Raw genomic sequence first — 15,346 nt, 5'->3', positions numbered from 1 at the left:
TCACTTCCGGTCGGATGCGGTCGGGTCGAGGGCGTCGCGGAGCGCGTCCCCGAAGAGGTTGAAGCCGAGGCAGATCACGGCGATGGCGATGCCGGGCACGACGGCGGCCCACGGTGCCTGGCCGAGGTACTGCTGCGCGTCCGAGAGCATGATGCCGAGACTCGGTGTCGGCGGCTGGATGCCCAGGCCGAGGAACGACAGGAGCGCTTCACCGATCACCGCGACGGGCATGATCACCGTCGCCTGCACGATGATCGCGGAGACGCAGTTCGGCAGGACGTGCTGCGCGATGATGCGGGCGCCGCCGGCGTCGAGCGTCCTCGCGCTGGTGACGAAGTCCGCGCTCGTGATCCGCAGGGTCTCGCCGCGGACGATGCGGATCATGGCGGGAACGTGCGAGACCCCGATCGCGATCACCGCGTTGGTCAGGCTCGGACCGCTGATCGCGGCGAGCCCGACGGCGATGATGAGGAACGGGAACGCCAGGGCGACGTCGGTCAGCCGGGAGATGATCGCGTCCAGCCACCGCCAGTACCCGGCGAGCAGCCCGAGCGGGGTGCCGACCACCACGGCGACGAGCACCGAGAGCGCGCCGACCACGAGCGACACCTGGACGCCGTACAGCGTGCGGGACAGGATGTCGCGGCCGAGGTCGTCGGTACCCAGGCCGAAGCCGACCGTGAAGGGGACCTGGAACGGCAGGTCGAAGTGCGTCTCGGTGGGGTCGTGCGGCGCCACGAGCGGTGCCGTGAGCGCGGCGAGCACCACGATCGCCAGCATGACGCCGCCGGTCAGGCCGAGCCGGTTCGCCCGGACCTGCTTCCAGACGCGGCCACGGCTGGAGCCGAGGTCGAAGTTCGTCGTCACGGCGGTCATCGGGAGCCTCCCACGCGGATCTTCGGGTTGATGACCGAGTACAGGACGTCCACGGCCAGGTTGATCACGACGTACCCGACGGTGATGACGAGCACGACGGCCTGGATCACGGGGTAGTCACGGGTGAACACCGAGTCGAGCGTCAGCTTGCCGAAGCCGGGCAACGCGAAGATCCGCTCGGTGACGACCGCGCCTGAGATCAGACCGCCGAGCTGCAGCCCGACGATCGTGACGACGACGATCATCGAGTTCCGCAGGCCGTACCGGAACAGGACACGGCCGCGGCCGAGGCCCTTCGCGCGGGCGGTCCGGACGAAGTCGGTCTTCATCGTCTCGATCATCGACGCCCGGGTCTGCCGCATGATCACGGCCGCCAGGGAGGTCCCGAGGATCAGTGCGGGCAGGGTCAGGTGGTAGAGCGCGCTGATCGGGTTCGCCGTCATCGAGACGTACCCGGACGCCGGGAACCACCCGAGGCCGGCGGCGAGCCAGACGATCGCCAGGATCCCGAGCCAGAAGTTCGGCACGGAGAGCCCCACGAGTGCCGCGGCGTTCGCCATCCACTCGGGCCAGCGGCCGCGGTACCGTTCGGCGAGGGTGCCCAGGGCGACGCCGACCAGGACCGCGACGACGATGGCGTAGAGCGCGAGCCACAGGGTGACCGGCAGCGTCGACCCGATCAGGTCGGTCACCGGCGTGCCGGTGCGGGTCGAGCGGCCGAAGTCGCCGTGCAGCGCGTTCACCAGGAACCGCCAGTACTGCACCAGGATCGAGTCGTCGAGGCCGAGCTGCTGCCGGACGGCCGCGAGCCGGGCGGGGCTCGCTTCCTCACCCGCCAGGGCCAGGGCCGGGTCGCCGGGGAGCTGCCGGACACCGACGAACACGACGATCGACGCGAGCACGAGGGTGATCGCCGACTGCCAGATGCGCGTCGTGACGTAGCGGATCACTTGCTCGTGCCTTCCACGAATGCGGCCTGGCTGAGCCGGACCACGCCGTCCGCGTACGTCGAGACGCCCGCGATGTCGTTCCGGACGCCGGTGATGCTCCGGGTCCGGTAGAGGTAGATGACCGGGTCGTCGCGCTGGACGATGGTGGTCATCTGGCCGTACAGGTCGGCGCGCTCCTGCTCGTCCGTGGCCTGCGACGCCCGGGTGATCAGGTCGTCGACCTCGGGGTTGCTGTAGCCCGCGTAGTTGTTGCCGCCGCCGGTGCCGAGGAACCCGCCGATGTTGCCGTGCGGGTCGACGCGGCCGGACCAGCCGAGCTGGAGCGCCTGGAAGTCACCGCGCGTCTGGTCGTCGAGCAGCGTCGTGTACTCGACCGGGGTGATGGTGATCGCGAACCCGCCGGCGCGGGCCTGCGACTGCAGGGCCTGGGCGAACCGGACGGTGTCGGGGGTGTTCGTCACCTCCATCTCGATCGGGAACGGTTGCTGCACGCCGGCCTTCGCGAGGATCTGCTTCGCCTGCTCCGGGTCGTACGCCGGGCAGGCCTTGCTGGCGTCGCTCGCGAAGACGCTCGTGTTCGGCACCGGGGAGCACGCGACGTCGGACCAGCCGTGGAAGACGCTCTGCACGAGCTCGGCGCGGTTGATCGACATCGAGAGGGCCCGGCGGACGTCGGCGCGCTTCGCGAGCGGCGTGTCGATCTGCTTCGGGTCGGTGCCGACGCCGTCCTGGTTGCCGATGTTCACCGTGATGCCCTGGTACCCGAGCGACCCGGTGCGCAGGACGGTCAGGTCCTTCCGCGTCCGCAGGTCGTCGACGTCCTGCGTCGAGATCGTGTCCGCCACCTGCACGTCGCCGGACTTCAGGTTCGCGGCACGGATGCTGGCGTCGGTGATGATCCGGTACGTGATCGTGTCGAAGTGCGCGGAGGAGGGGTCGTAGTACTCCGGGTCCTTCTCGACCGTGATCGAGGTCTGCGGGACGCGCTCGACGAACTTGTACGGGCCGACGCACACGGGGGCGTCCCCGAAGTCGTCGCCCTCGTCCGCGAGTGCCGCCGGCGACATCACCATGCCCGCGCGGTCCGCGAGCGCCGCGGTGATCGGGGCGAACGGTGTGGCGTACCGGAGCCGGACCGTGTGGTCGTCGACCGCGCTGACGTCCGTCACCGGGCCCATCTCGCTCTTCCGGCTGGAGTCGGCCTTGGTCAGGTTCCGCTCGAGCGTCGTGACCACCGCTGCTGCGTCGAACGGGGTGCCGTCGGCGAACCGGACCCCGGTGCGGACCGGGAACGTCACGGTCTTCCCGCCGTCCGTCACCATCGGCAGCGACGTCGCGAGCATCGGCACGATCGTGCCCTCCGCGTCGATGTCGTAGAGCTTCTGGCACATCGTCTCCATGACGTACCGGGTGTAGAGCGACGAGGACGTCGTGGGGTCGAGGCGGTCCGGCTCGGCGGAGAGCGCCATCACGAGGTCGCCGCCCTCTCGGACCTGCTGGTCGCCGATGGGGGCGGTCGTGACCGTGCCGGCGGTGGTGCCGCCGGCCTTCGAGCGTTGGACGGGGACGCACGCCGTCAGGGCGAGGGTCGCGGCGATGACGACGGCCGGCAGCGCGATGAGCGTGCGGCGGCGTCGGGGGCTGATCGGGGACATGGGGATCCTGATGCTGGTGGGGCTGTGGCGTTCCTTGTGGGATCGCGCTCAGGAGCGGGGTTGATTGCATACAATCACGGATCCGCGATCTCGTTTGTATACATTTTGTTTCGAGTGTGTGACGCGTCCTGCACATCGGGCAGCGGGTGACCAGCCCCCACGACTGGGGCTGTGTCGATCCGACACCCGTCGGTGAGCATCGTTCGGCGGCCTGCACCAGGCAGGTCGCACGCGGCTCGTCAGGGAGAGCTGCCGACACAGGGGAACCATGCGCAGCACCATGACCATGACCAGGACCAGACTGGCCGCCGTCGTCACCGCCGCCGCGATCGCCATCGCCGGCTCCGTCGCCGTCGCCGTGCCCGCCCAGGCGGCGACCGTCGTCTCGACGAGCGTCCGGGCGGGGACGACCCTGCAGCCCGGGGACTCGATGACGTCGTCGAACGGCCAGTTCCGACTCGTCATGCAGGGCGACGGCAACCTCGTCGAGTACGGCGTCGGGAACGCCGTCCTGTGGGCCTCGAACACCGCGAAGTACCCGAACGCCGTCGCGGTCATCGGGACCGACGGCCTGCTGTCCGTCCGCTCCGGCTCCAAGGTCGTCGCGAAGTGGGGCACCGGCGGCCACGCCGGGTACGACTTCGGCGTGCTCCCCGACGGATCGCTCCGGATGCGCGACACCACGAAGCGCACGATCTGGCAGATGCAGAACTTCCAGGACCGCGTCGTCTCCGGCACCGTCCTGAAGCCGGGCACGGTCCTGCGCTCCGACGCGGGGTCCGCCCGCCGCTTCACGATGCAGGCGGACGGCAACCTGGTGCAGTACGTCAACGGCAAGGCCGCGTGGGCGACGCGGACGAACGGGCACCCCGGCGCGTGGGCGGCGGTGCAGACGGACGGGAACCTGGTGGTCTACGGGCCCGACAACCGGGTGCTCTGGGCGTCCAGGACCAGCACCGCCGGATGCGGCCAGCTGCTCGTGCAGGTCGACGCGAACGTGGTCCTGTACGGCAGCAAGGACACCAGGGTCTGGTCGACGCGGGCCGTCACCGGTCTCCTCTGGCCGGTCGCGTCCACCCGGATCACCGGCAAGTACGGCGACGACCGCGGCGCCGGGCACACGCCGCGCTACCACCAGGGTGCCGACGCGGGCGTCGGGACCGGTACGCCCGTGTACGGGTCGGGGAGCGGCACGGTCACCGAGGCCGTGGCGAACAACCCGACGTTCGGCAACTACGTCGTCGTGAAGTACGGGCTGACGACGGTGCTCACGGCGCACCTCAGCAAGATCGAGGTGAAGAAGGGGCAGGTCGTGGCGAAGTCGACCGAGATCGCGAAGTCGGGCAACACCGGGCAGTCGACGGGGCCCCACGTGCACGTCGAGACCCGCGTGAACGGCACGCTGAAGGACCCCCTGACGCTGCTGCACTTCCGCTGAGCGCGGGGGGCGCGCCCGGCGCGCGCGCCGCGCGCGCCGCGCGCCGCGCGCGCCGCGCTCGCCGCGCGCGCCCCGCGGTGCGAGCCGCCGTCGCACAACGGAAACCGCTCCGAACCACGGGATCCCGTGGTTCGGAGCGGTTTCCGTTGTGCGCTGCCCGGCCGTACGTGTTGATGACGTCGGTTGGATGGAGCTCGAGCTCCTCAGCGGACGCTTCCTGATCGACGTTCGACGTGGGTTGATCCGCTGTTCTCGGCGGATGCGCGACACGTCGAGGGCATGCACGAGAGCCGGTTCCGCGAGCGTGTTGTCGATGAGCTTCGCGGATCGGCCGATGACGGCCCCCGCCAGTCGCCGTCGACGGTAACGAGACCGCCCACGGACCAGAACGTCACATGCAGTACATTGAGGCACGGCCCACGAACTGGGGGGACGGGGAGTGACTGATGTTGACGGGCGGTCAACTACGGTCGGAACGAGCAAGGGAGAACAGTGGAGTTCGAAGAGCGACTGGCCGCGCTGGCGACAAAGGTGCACAACCAGCGGGACGCGATCCAGACCGAAGAGGCGACCAAGAACGCGTTCGTGATGCCGTTCATCTCGACGATCCTCGGCTACGACGTGTTCAACCCGCTCGAGGTGGTTCCGGAGTTCACGGCAGACGTCGGCGTGAAGCGCGGCGAGAAGGTCGACTACGCGATCATGCGGGACGGCGAGGTGCAGATCCTCATCGAGTGCAAGAAGTCGACGGAGCCGCTGAAGATCGAGCATGCTTCGCAGCTGTTCCGCTACTTCTCCGTGACGAACGCTCGGATCGCCGTCCTGACGAACGGCGAGGTCTACAACTTCTACACGGACCTCGACGCCCCAAACAAGATGGACGACCGCCCCTTCCTCGTGCTCGATCTTGCCGACATCGACGAAACCCTGCTGCCGGAACTCCGCAAGCTCACGAAGGACGTCTTCGACCTCGACTCCGTGATCAGCGCTGCGGAGGAGCTGAAGTACGTCGGCGCGATCAAGCGTGCCATCGCGGCACAGTTCCGCGAACCGGAAGAAGACTTCGTACGCCTGTTCACCACTCGCGTGTACGACGGTCGGTTCACGCAGGACGCGAAGGTGCAGTTCACTGCCCTCGTCGCCAAGGCATCGAAGCAGTACCTGAACGAGCAGGTGAACGACCGTCTCAAGACGGCGCTCGGGGCTTCGTACTCGGCTCCGGTGAGCGTTGAGGCGTCTGAGGAAGCAGTGTCGAGCGAGCCTGTCGCGCAGGACGACATCGATCGGGACACCGAGATCGAGACGACCCTGGAAGAACTCGAGGGGTACCAGATCGTGAAGGCGATCGCGTGCAGCGAGGTCAAGCCGGACCGGATCGCGCACCGTGATCAAAAGTCGTACTTCGCGGTCCTGCTCGACGACAACAACCGCAAGCCCATCGCGCGCCTCTGGTTCAACGGCAAGAAGCAGAAGTACCTTGGTCTCTTCGACGAGAACAAGGTCGAGACGAAGCACCCCATCGACGCGCTTGACGACATCTACCTGCACGCGGAAGCCATCCGGACGGCCGTCGCGCAGTTCGGCTGACGCCGGCCGTACCCTGGACGGGATGAACTCCCGCGGCGCCCGACTCCTCGTGCTCGTGGCGATCGGCGTCGTCGCGGGGGTCCTCTCCGGCCTGTTCGGCGTCGGCGGCGGCGTGATCGTCGTCCCCGCGCTGATGGCCTTCCTGCACGTGGACCAGCGCAGCGCCTCCGCGAGCTCCCTCGTGGCGATCGCCCCCGCTGCCGTCGTCGGCGCGATCACCTACGCGGCGCAGGGCGAGGTGCACTGGCTCGCGGCGCTGACCCTGGCGGTCGGCAGCGTCGTCGGGGCGCCGATCGGCGCACGGCTCCTCCGCGCGGTCCCGCTCCGGGTCCTGCCGTGGGTCTTCGTCGGCTTCATCGTCGTGGTGCTGGTGTCCCTGTTCGCGAACACCCCCTCACGCGAGGGCACGGTGCACTTCGGCGTGGTCGAGGCCCTCGTCCTGCTCGGCATCGGCCTGCTGTCCGGGGTGCTCTCCGGCCTGGTCGGGGTCGGCGGCGGCGTCGTGATCGTGCCGGGCATGGAACTCGCGCTCGGCGCCGGCGACCTGCTCGCCAAGGGCACCTCGTTGCTGACGATGGTGCCGACGGCGGTGTCCGGGACGGTTGCCAACCTGCGGAACGGCGCGGTCGACCTGCGCGTCGGGCTCACGGTCGGGATCACCGCGGCGATCTGCTCCCCGGTCGGTGCGCTCATCGCCAGGGCCGTCGACCCGCGCGTCGCCACGTGGTTGTTCGCCGCGTTCCTGGTGGTCGTCGCCGTGATCGTCGTGCGACGGGGGCTCCGGACCGTGCGGGCGGCGTCGATCCCCGGGCCCGGTGGACTCGAGGGCGCCGCCGAGGACCCGGCGGGCACCCGGTGAGCCGCCAGACGGCGGAGGACGTGCTCGCCGCCTTCGCCCGGACACCCGGGGACGTCGCGGCCGCCCGTCGTGTGGCCCGTGGGTTCGCGGACCTCGACGAGGGGGAGCGCTCGGCCCTGCTCTGGAGCGAGGACCCGGGCGCGCGGCTCCTCGCCGTCGTGCTCCTCGTGCAGGCGATGCGGCAGCGTCCGGACCCCGAGCTGACCGAGGAGTACCTCGGCGCCGCGCGGGCGGAGCGCATCGACCGCACAGACCTCGTCGACATCGCGGCGGAGGAACTCGTCGGCGCGCCGATGGTCGGCGGCTCGACCGGGCCGCTGTTCGCGATGGCCAAGTCCGACGTCGCGTGGGTGCGGCGGATCGCGGTGGTGGCGACGCTCGCGTTCGTGAAGCAGGGCGACGCCGAGGTGCCGCTCGGGGTCGTGGGCCGGCTGGTCCGGGAGCGCGGGGACACCGTGCAGTCCGCGCTCGGGTGGGTCCTCCGCGAGGTCGGGAAGCGCGCATCGGAGCCGGCGCTCGTGGCGTTCCTGGAACGCCAGGGGCGGTTCCTGACCAGGGACGCCCTCGCCACGGCCACCGAGCACCTGCCGCCGGCAGAACGTGACCGCCTGCGCCAGACCCGGTAGCGGTGCCGCGCCGAAGAGCGATCTTTGCTCGCATTCGCGTGTTGCTTCTCGCTCGGACGGAACGATCTGTACCTTCGTCCGGTGACTCCTGTTCCGACTCCTCCGATCCAGAGCACTCACGACAGCCTCGTGGACGCGGTCAACCACGTCTCGGACGTCCGTGCGTTCGACTGGCTCGTCCTCTCGGTCGCTGTGCTGTCACTCCTTGCGACGATCGGCATTGCGGTTGTCGTGAACATCACCTCCGCCCGCCAGCGGAGGCAGGAACGGGAGCTCGAAACCGAACGGCAGCGTCAGCAGCGACGAAACGACGCACTGCGGATGGTCATCGAGCGCCTCGACCGATTTGACGGCGGAAGAATCGACACGAAGTCGCCGGACGCCAAGACCGACTTCTTCGTCGAGACGGAAACCGAGCGGAACCTCCTCTCCTCCGCGCTGGATTCGAACGGGGACGAGCCTTTGCTTCGACTCCTTCTCGCCGAGTTCAGCTATCAGGCGTCACAACGCATCGGAGGTTCGAACTCTGCCCCGATGCCCGTGCTGATAAAGCAGCTGCAGGCCGACCTGAGCCGTGATGTGCTCACCTATTCGGCGAGTGCCGGGTACCGCAGAGCGCTCGCGACGTACGTCGAGGAACATCCCCGAGTCGATGTTCTAGCGTGGCTCGAATCGTGGAATTCTGTGCGTGCGGGAAGGGCTGTAGAGGTCAAGTGAGCCAGGGCCGCCTGCGCCAGACCCGCTAGGCCTCCTGCGCCTCCGCCAGGATCGTCGTCAACCGCGCGATCACGCCGTCCCGCACCTCGATCACGTCGATCCCGCGCACCTGCGGATCCCCGACCGGGCCGAAGCCCCACGCGAGGGCCCCGTGGGACGCGGAGACGTAGCGGCGCCCCTCCTCGACGAACTGGAAGGCACCGGGAGCGCCGTCGAGGAGGCTCGCTGCCTTCGCCTCGAGGGCGTCCCACCCGGTGACGGTCTCGTCCGGGTCGACGAACGCGACGTCCGGAGCGAAGTACTGCTCGATCGCGGTGCGGCGGGACACGGGGTCCCGGTTCCCGAACACGTCGTGGAGGTTCGCGGTCAGCAGCTCGGACGTCGTCGCCATGCCCGGAGCCTAGACGGTCGGCCCGCGGAACGGGACGATGGGGGCATGCCGCACACCGAGGTGCCCGTGATCGACGCCGCGCTCGTCGAGCGGCTCGTCGCCGAGCAGTTCCCCGCGTGGGCGGACCTGCCCGTCACGGAGGCCGATCCGCAGGGCTGGGACAACCGCACGTTCCGGCTCGGCGACGCGCTGTCGGTGCGGCTGCCGAGCGCCGCGGGCTACGTCCCCGCGGTCGAGAAGGAGCAGCGGGTCCTGCCGTACCTCGCACCGCTGCTCGACGTCCCGGTGCCGGAACCCGTCGGCCTCGGACGCCCGGGGCGCGGCTACCCGTTCCCGTGGTCGGTCCGCCGATGGCTGCCGGGCCGGGTCGCAGCAGCGGCGGAGCCGGACCTGACGGCACTCGCCGAGGACGTCGGCGCGGTCCTCCGGCAGCTCCGGGCGATCCCCGCGGCGGACGGACCGGCGGCGGGTGCGCACTCGTTCCACCGCGGTGCACACCCCTCGGTGTACGGCGACGAGGTCGATCGCGCCCTCGAGGTGCTCGGAGACGCGGTCGACCAGGCGGCCTGCCGGAGCGTCTGGGCAGCGGCCTGCGCCAGCAGCTGGGGGCGACCGGGCGTCTGGTTCCACGGTGACGTCGCCCCGACGAACCTGCTCGTGGACCAGGACGGCCGGCTCTCCGCGCTCATCGACTTCGGCACGTGCGGAGTCGGCGACCCGGCGTGCGACCTGGTGCTCGCGTGGACGTTCCTGGACCGGTCGGCCCGGCGGGTCCTCCGCGACGCCGTCGGTCTCGACGACGCGACCTGGGCGCGCGGTCGTGGCTGGGTCCTCTGGAAGTCGCTCATCATGCTGGCCGGCAGCGCCGGCCCCGGCGACCGTGCCGGCCACCAGGCGGTCCTGACCGCGGCCCTGGACGATGACGGACTGACGGACTGACGGACTGGAGGCCCGGGTCGGCCTGGCACCGGGCCTCCAGTCCGGCGGAGCGCACGGAACCGGCGCGCGGCGCGCGCTGTGAAGGCGCCACGCAACGACCGCGTAGACGGGAGGCACCATCACCGCGACGAGAGGAGCGCCCACCGTGCGCGCACTGACCTGGCAGGGCACCGAGAAGGTGTCCGTCGAGAACGTTCCCGACCCGACCATCCAGGAGCCGACCGACGCGATCGTGCGGATCACCTCCACGGCGATCTGCGGCTCCGACCTGCACCTGTACCGGGTCCTCGGCCCGTACATCGACAAGGGCGACGTGCTCGGCCACGAGCCGATGGGCGTCGTCGAGGCCGTCGGCAGCGGCGTCACGAACCTCAAGGTCGGCGACCGCGTCGTCGTCCCCTTCAACATCTCCTGCGGCCACTGCTGGATGTGCCGGCACGGCCTGCAGTCGCAGTGCGAGACGACCCAGGTGACCGAGTACGGCTCCGGTGCCGCGCTCTTCGGCTACACGAAGATGTACGGCCAGGTCCCCGGCGGCCAGGCCGAGTACCTCCGGGTCCCGCACGCCGACTACGGCCCCATCGTGATCCCGGACGACGGCACCCCGGACGACCGCTGGCTCTTCCTCAGCGACATCCTGCCGACGGCATGGCAGGCCGTGCAGTACGCCGACGTGCCCGAGGGCGGGACGCTCGCGGTGCTCGGCCTCGGCCCGGTCGGGCAGTTCGCCGCCCGGATCGGCCGACACCTGGGCTACCGGGTGCTCGCCGTCGACCCGGAGCAGGTCCGCCGCGACCTCGGCACGAAGCACGGCATCGAGACGTTCGACATGGCCGACGACCTGGTGTCGCAGCTGGTCGACCTGACGGACGGCCGCGGCCTCGACGGTGTCGTCGACGCGGTCGGGATGGAGGCGCACGGCAACCCCGCCGCCGGGTTCGCCCAGCGCGCCGCCGGCCTGCTGCCCGACAAGCTCGCGCAGAAGGCCATCGAGACAGTGGGGATCGACCGGCTCGCGGCCGTGCACACCGCGATCGACCTGGTCCGCCGCGGCGGCACCGTCTCGCTGAGCGGTGTCTACGGCGGGATGGCCGACCCGATGCCGATGATGACGCTGTTCGACAAGCAGATCACCATTCGCGAGGGGCAGTGCAACGTGAAGCGCTGGATCGACGACATCATGCCGCTCGTCTCCGACCCGTCGGACCCGCTCGGCACGCTCGACCTGACGACCCACCGGGTCTCCCTTGAGGACGCACCGCACATGTACGAGGTGTTCCAGAAGAAGCAGGACGGCTGCGTGAAGGTCGTGCTCGACCCGGCGATGGCCGCGTCGGCCGCAGCATGACCCGCGTCGTCGTCGTCGGCGCGACCGGCAACGTCGGGACCGCCGTGCTCCGGCGGCTCGCCGCGGAGCAGGACGTGCAGGTCGTCGGAGTCGCCCGCAGGCTGCCCGACGTGCACACCGCGCCGTACGGCGACGCCGTCTGGCACGCCGTCGACGTCGGCGGTCGCGACGCCGTGGCGCAGCTCGCCGCCGTGTTCCGCGGCGCGGACGCCGTGATCCACCTGGCGTGGGCGCTCCAACCCACGCACGACATCCCGACGCAGCACCGGACGAACGTGACCGGGACGGCCAACGTGCTGGCCGCGGTCGCCGCTGCCGAGGTGCCGCAGGTCGTCGTGGCGTCGTCCGTCGGCGCGTACCGCGGCGTCGGCATCGACGGCAAACGGGACCGCAAGGACGAGTCCTGGCCGACCGACGGCATCCCGACGGCGACGTACGCGATCCACAAGGCGGAGAACGAGCGCGCGATGGACGACTTCGCGCGGACGCACCCGCACGTGATCGTGACCCGGCTCCGGCCCGGTCTCATCTTCCAGCGCGCGGCCGCGGCGGAGATCCGCGGGTTGTTCCTCGGGAAGGCCGTCCCGATGCGCGCCGTGCGCTGGATCCGGTGGGCGGTGCTGCCGCTGCCGTACGCCTTCGTGTTCCAGGCGGTGCACGCCGACGACGTCGCGGACGCCTACTGGCGCGTGGTCGACCAGCGGGCCGGCGGCGCGTTCAACATCGCCGCCTCGCCCGTGCTCACCCCGCCACGCATCGCCTCGGTGCTCGGCATGCGCGGCGCCGTCCGGGTGCCGTTCCGGGTGATCCGCGGCATCGTGACGCTGACGTGGCGGCTCCGGATCCAGCCGACGGACGCCGGCTGGGTGGACATCGCCGCGTCCGTGCCGATCATGTCGACCGAGCGGGCGCGCACGGAACTCGGATGGGAGGCCCGGCACCGTTCCACGGACGCGCTCGGTGACCTGGTGGCCGGGTTCGCGGACGGTGCGAGCGTCCCGGGATCGGGTCCGCTGCACGGGTAGCCTGGCCCGGTGCTGCCTCCGGACCTGCTCGGCGACTGGGCACTGGACCGCCTCGTGCTCGACCGCCGCGCGGGGTCGACCGGGCGGGTCACCGGGACGGCGCGGCTGCGCGCCGTGGACGGGTCGACCGTGTCGTGGGTGGAGTCCGGCACGATGACGTTCGACGGCCGGTCGACGCCGGTCTCCCGGACGCTCCTGGTGCGCGGTGCCGACGACGGCCGGTGGAGCGTGCACTTCGCCGACGGGCGTCCCTTCCACGACTGGGTGTGGGGCGCCGCCGTGGTGCACGACTGCGCGCCGGACGAGTACACGGGCGTGCTCGACGGGGACCGGTCGCGGTGGACCGTCCGGTGGGAGGCGCGCGGCCCGGCGAAGGACTACCGGCTCGACAGCGTGCTGACCCCCGCTCGGTGACGGCGGTCCGCGGCAGACTGGGTGGATGGCCCGCACCTCTGGCAAGTCCTCCGGCACCGACGCTCCGCGCATCACCCTCACCGAGCCCGGTGACCTGACCGGCTGGGCGCCCGGTCCCGGCGACGTGCTCTCCGGGGACCGGATCGACGGCCGGCGGATCGGGTCGCTCGACCTCGCCGGGGAGCGGCTGCCCGACCTCGAGGTCGAGGAGTGCGTGATCGAGGCGCTCCACGCCGACGGCGCCGACCTCCGGGGCGTCCGGATCCACGACACCGTCGTCGGGACGCTCGACGCCCCGGTGCTCCGCGCCTCGAGCAGCTCCTGGCGCGAGGTCCGGATCGGCGGCGGCCGGGTCGGCTCCGCAGAGCTCTACGACTCCGGGCTGAACGGCGTCGAGTTCGTCGGGATGAAGCTCGGGTTCGTGAACCTCCGCGGGGCCACGGTCACCGACGTGGTGTTCCGCGACTGCGTCATCGACGAGCTCGACATCGCCGACGCCCGACTGCTGCGGGTGTCGTTCGAGGGCACCCGGATCCGCGCGGCCGAGGGCTCGAACACCCGCATCGACCACGTGGACCTGCGCGGCGCAGACCTGGACCGGGTCGAGCGGCTCGAGGGCTTCCGCGGTGCGACCATCGCGGCGGACCAGCTGTACACGCTCGCCCCGCTGCTCGCCGCGCAGGCCGGCTACCGCGTCGACTAGCCCCTCGCACCGTGCGAGGCGGCCGCGCAGTGTGCGAGCTTGCGTACACGGTGCGAGGTGCTCTGCCCCGCACGGTGTACGCAAGCTCGCACAGTGCTGACGCGTCGCGGCTACACCCCGGCCTGCACCAGGTCGCCGTGGACCGCGGCGCCCGCCTGGGTCCCGGCAGCCGCGGCGGCGATGACCGTGGCCATCGGGGACGTCACGTTGCCCGCCGCCCAGACCCCGCGCACCGTGGTCTGTCCCATCGCGTCGACCGGCACCGCGCCGGCGACCCGGACGTCCCCCATCCGGACGTCCTCGGCGACGAGTCCGAGCCCCTCGAGCCCGTCGACCCGTGCCTCGGCGGTGCTCGCGGCGGCCAGTGCGTCGAGCTCGACGGTCGACCCGTCGGCGAGTGCGACGCCGGTCAGCGTGCCGTCCGTGGCGAGCACCTGCACGACCGAGTCCTCCACCACGCTGATGCCCCGGGCAGCGAAACCTGCTCGGGCGGTGTCGTCGGCGAGCGCGGGGTCGGCCAGGAACACCGTCACGTGCTCGCTCAGCGCCCGCCAGAGCAGTGCCTGGTGCACCCCGACCGGCGACGTCACGAGCACGCCGATCCGGCGGTCGCGGACCTCCCACCCGTGGCAGAACGGACAGTGCACGACGCCGTGACCCCACTGCTCCGCGAGGCCCGGCACGTCCGGCAGGACGTCCACGGCGCCGGAGGCGACGACCACCCGTCGGGCGCGCACCTGCGCGCCGGAGTCCAGGGTGGCCGTGAAGCCGACCGGGTCGCCGTCCGTCACCGGCGCAGCGGACGCGGCCACGAGCCTCCCGGCCGTCACCTCGACGCCGTACCGGGCGACCTCGTCCCGGCCGGTCCTGGTGAGCTCGAGCGGTGGTGTGCCCTCCTGCCCGAGGTAGTTGTGGACCCCCGCTGCCGGGGCGTTGCGGGGTTCGCCCGCGTCCACCACCAGCACGGAGCGGCGGGACCGGCCGAGGATGAGGGCTGCTGAGAGGCCGGCGGCTCCGCCGCCGATGACGATCACGTCGTAGGTGTCACGCATGCGGACATCGTGCGGTGTCGATCCGTCGCTGGCAACGATCCTTGCTGCTCTGGCAACATTGCGGGATGGCACACGGACACCGGGCACCGTCCCCTCCACGGACGACGGCACAGGTCGTCGACGGGGTGGGGCCGCGGCTGCGCACCCTGCGGCAGCGACGTGCCGTCACGCTGGCGGCGCTGGCGGCGGAGACGGGCATCTCGGTCTCGACGCTCTCCCGGCTCGAGTCGGGGCAGCGCAAGCCGACGCTCGAACTCCTGCTGCCGTTGGCGCGGGCGTACCAGGTGCCACTCGACGACCTGGTCGGGGCGCCGCAGACCGGGGACCCGCGGGTGCACCTGAAGCCCGAGGTGCACGGTGGACGCGTGGTGGTCCCGCTCACCCGACGGACCGGGGGCGTCCGGTCGTTCAAGCAGCTGTTCCCGCCGAACTCGCCCGGCGGCGAGCCGGACCTGCGGACGCACGAGGGCTACGAGTGGCTCTACGTGCTGTCCGGACGGCTCCGGCTGGTGCTCGGCGAGCACGACCTGGACCTCGGGCCCGGCGAGGTCGCGGAGTTCGACACCCACACCCCGCACTGGATCGGCAACGTGACCGACCACGTCACCGAAGTCCTCTGCCTGTACGGGCCGCAGGGGGAGCGGGCGCACGTGCGGGCGCGTCCCCTGGGCTGAGCTCGGTGCGTTCCGTGGCCTTCCTGGGCCGCTGACCATCGAGCAGCGCGCATGGTCAGCCGGTACGCCGCGGGTGCAGGGCCCGTGACGAC

General features: G+C 71.1%; 16 protein-coding genes. 11 read left to right on the top strand and 5 right to left on the bottom strand.

Annotated features, from left to right (window positions below; translation table 11 throughout):
• Genes ACIPJY_RS06530 through ACIPJY_RS06520 form a run of 3 tightly spaced genes read right to left on the bottom strand, consistent with a single transcriptional unit; the run spans position 1 to position 3,481 of the window.
• Entirely contained in the window at positions 1-876 is an 876-nt protein-coding gene (locus ACIPJY_RS06530) for an ABC transporter permease (protein WP_400466393.1), read from the bottom strand.
• The gene (locus tag ACIPJY_RS06525; protein WP_400466396.1) at positions 873-1,826 is read right to left on the bottom strand and encodes an ABC transporter permease; all 954 of its coding nucleotides are present in this window, start codon (positions 1,824-1,826) and stop codon (positions 873-875) included. Before ACIPJY_RS06525 ends, ACIPJY_RS06530 begins: the two co-directional genes overlap by 4 nt.
• A complete protein-coding gene (locus ACIPJY_RS06520; RefSeq protein WP_400466399.1) occupies positions 1,823-3,481 on the bottom strand; it encodes an ABC transporter substrate-binding protein in 1,659 nt (552 codons plus the stop codon). The genes ACIPJY_RS06525 and ACIPJY_RS06520 overlap by 4 nt, the downstream gene beginning before the upstream one ends.
• Before the next feature lie 286 nt (positions 3,482-3,767).
• On the opposite strand from ACIPJY_RS06520, the gene ACIPJY_RS06515 reads away from it, so the two are divergent.
• From ACIPJY_RS06515 to ACIPJY_RS06495, 5 genes are all read left to right on the top strand, one after another.
• Positions 3,768-4,919: a peptidoglycan DD-metalloendopeptidase family protein gene (locus ACIPJY_RS06515; protein WP_400466402.1), complete on the top strand. Its 1,152-nt coding sequence runs from the start codon at positions 3,768-3,770 to the stop codon at positions 4,917-4,919.
• 492 nt (positions 4,920-5,411) lie between these two features.
• Positions 5,412-6,506 (top strand): type I restriction endonuclease, encoded by a 1,095-nt coding sequence (locus ACIPJY_RS06510; protein ID WP_400466405.1) that lies wholly within the window; start codon positions 5,412-5,414, stop codon positions 6,504-6,506.
• A 22-nt stretch (positions 6,507-6,528) separates the two neighbouring features.
• On the top strand, positions 6,529-7,365 hold the full coding sequence (locus ACIPJY_RS06505) for a sulfite exporter TauE/SafE family protein (protein WP_400466407.1): 837 nt from the start codon (positions 6,529-6,531) through the stop codon (positions 7,363-7,365).
• Entirely contained in the window at positions 7,362-7,991 is a 630-nt protein-coding gene (locus tag ACIPJY_RS06500; RefSeq protein ID WP_400466410.1) for a DNA alkylation repair protein, read from the top strand. The genes ACIPJY_RS06505 and ACIPJY_RS06500 overlap by 4 nt, the downstream gene beginning before the upstream one ends.
• Before the next feature lie 129 nt (positions 7,992-8,120).
• On the top strand, positions 8,121-8,708 hold the full coding sequence (locus tag ACIPJY_RS06495) for a hypothetical protein (protein ID WP_400466413.1): 588 nt from the start codon (positions 8,121-8,123) through the stop codon (positions 8,706-8,708).
• Positions 8,709-8,733: 25 nt separating this feature from the next.
• Here ACIPJY_RS06495 and ACIPJY_RS06490 read toward each other — a convergent pair whose 3' ends face one another.
• The gene (locus ACIPJY_RS06490; RefSeq protein WP_400466416.1) at positions 8,734-9,099 is read right to left on the bottom strand and encodes a nuclear transport factor 2 family protein; all 366 of its coding nucleotides are present in this window, start codon (positions 9,097-9,099) and stop codon (positions 8,734-8,736) included.
• Between the two features lie 45 nt (positions 9,100-9,144).
• On the opposite strand from ACIPJY_RS06490, the gene ACIPJY_RS06485 reads away from it, so the two are divergent.
• From ACIPJY_RS06485 to ACIPJY_RS06465, 5 genes are all read left to right on the top strand, one after another.
• Complete coding sequence (locus ACIPJY_RS06485) at positions 9,145-10,038, top strand: aminoglycoside phosphotransferase family protein (protein WP_400466419.1); 894 nt, start codon at positions 9,145-9,147, stop codon at positions 10,036-10,038.
• Between the two features lie 145 nt (positions 10,039-10,183).
• On the top strand, positions 10,184-11,386 hold the full coding sequence (locus ACIPJY_RS06480; RefSeq protein WP_400466422.1) for a zinc-dependent alcohol dehydrogenase: 1,203 nt from the start codon (positions 10,184-10,186) through the stop codon (positions 11,384-11,386).
• Complete coding sequence (locus tag ACIPJY_RS06475; RefSeq protein ID WP_400466425.1) at positions 11,383-12,411, top strand: NAD-dependent epimerase/dehydratase family protein; 1,029 nt, start codon at positions 11,383-11,385, stop codon at positions 12,409-12,411. The genes ACIPJY_RS06480 and ACIPJY_RS06475 overlap by 4 nt, the downstream gene beginning before the upstream one ends.
• A gap of 9 nt (positions 12,412-12,420) precedes the next feature.
• On the top strand, positions 12,421-12,825 hold the full coding sequence (locus tag ACIPJY_RS06470) for a DUF6314 family protein (protein ID WP_400466428.1): 405 nt from the start codon (positions 12,421-12,423) through the stop codon (positions 12,823-12,825).
• A 25-nt stretch (positions 12,826-12,850) separates the two neighbouring features.
• Positions 12,851-13,528 carry a pentapeptide repeat-containing protein gene (locus ACIPJY_RS06465; RefSeq protein ID WP_400466430.1) on the top strand — a complete coding sequence of 226 codons (678 nt, stop codon included), beginning with the start codon at positions 12,851-12,853 and terminating at the stop codon, positions 13,526-13,528.
• Between the two features lie 110 nt (positions 13,529-13,638).
• Here the strand turns inward: ACIPJY_RS06465 and ACIPJY_RS06460 are convergent, their stop codons facing one another.
• Complete coding sequence (locus tag ACIPJY_RS06460; protein WP_400466433.1) at positions 13,639-14,580, bottom strand: NAD(P)/FAD-dependent oxidoreductase; 942 nt, start codon at positions 14,578-14,580, stop codon at positions 13,639-13,641.
• 65 nt (positions 14,581-14,645) lie between these two features.
• Between ACIPJY_RS06460 and ACIPJY_RS06455 the strand changes: the two genes are divergently transcribed.
• A complete protein-coding gene (locus ACIPJY_RS06455) occupies positions 14,646-15,254 on the top strand; it encodes a helix-turn-helix domain-containing protein (protein ID WP_400466436.1) in 609 nt (202 codons plus the stop codon).
• Positions 15,255-15,346: the final 92 nt, after the last annotated feature.

The organism is Curtobacterium sp. NPDC090223, from assembly GCF_044746585.1.
Lineage (GTDB): Bacteria > Actinomycetota > Actinomycetes > Actinomycetales > Microbacteriaceae > Curtobacterium.
This window is presented reverse-complemented; position numbering and strand designations above follow the sequence as displayed.

Bases quoted from the DNA above. Each gene is read 5' to 3' on its own strand.
- ACIPJY_RS06490 (WP_400466416.1), bottom strand. From the start codon at position 9,099: ATGGCGACGACGTCCGAGCTGCTGACCGCGAACCTCCACGACGTGTTC.
- ACIPJY_RS06505 (WP_400466407.1), top strand. From the start codon at position 6,529: ATGAACTCCCGCGGCGCCCGACTCCTCGTGCTCGTGGCGATCGGCGTC.
- ACIPJY_RS06465 (WP_400466430.1), top strand. From the start codon at position 12,851: ATGGCCCGCACCTCTGGCAAGTCCTCCGGCACCGACGCTCCGCGCATC.
- ACIPJY_RS06515 (WP_400466402.1), top strand. From the start codon at position 3,768: ATGACCAGGACCAGACTGGCCGCCGTCGTCACCGCCGCCGCGATCGCC.
- ACIPJY_RS06520 (WP_400466399.1), bottom strand. From the start codon at position 3,481: ATGTCCCCGATCAGCCCCCGACGCCGCCGCACGCTCATCGCGCTGCCG.
- ACIPJY_RS06455 (WP_400466436.1), top strand. From the start codon at position 14,646: ATGGCACACGGACACCGGGCACCGTCCCCTCCACGGACGACGGCACAG.
- ACIPJY_RS06485 (WP_400466419.1), top strand. From the start codon at position 9,145: ATGCCGCACACCGAGGTGCCCGTGATCGACGCCGCGCTCGTCGAGCGG.
- ACIPJY_RS06530 (WP_400466393.1), bottom strand. From the start codon at position 876: ATGACCGCCGTGACGACGAACTTCGACCTCGGCTCCAGCCGTGGCCGC.
- ACIPJY_RS06460 (WP_400466433.1), bottom strand. From the start codon at position 14,580: ATGCGTGACACCTACGACGTGATCGTCATCGGCGGCGGAGCCGCCGGC.
- ACIPJY_RS06475 (WP_400466425.1), top strand. From the start codon at position 11,383: ATGACCCGCGTCGTCGTCGTCGGCGCGACCGGCAACGTCGGGACCGCC.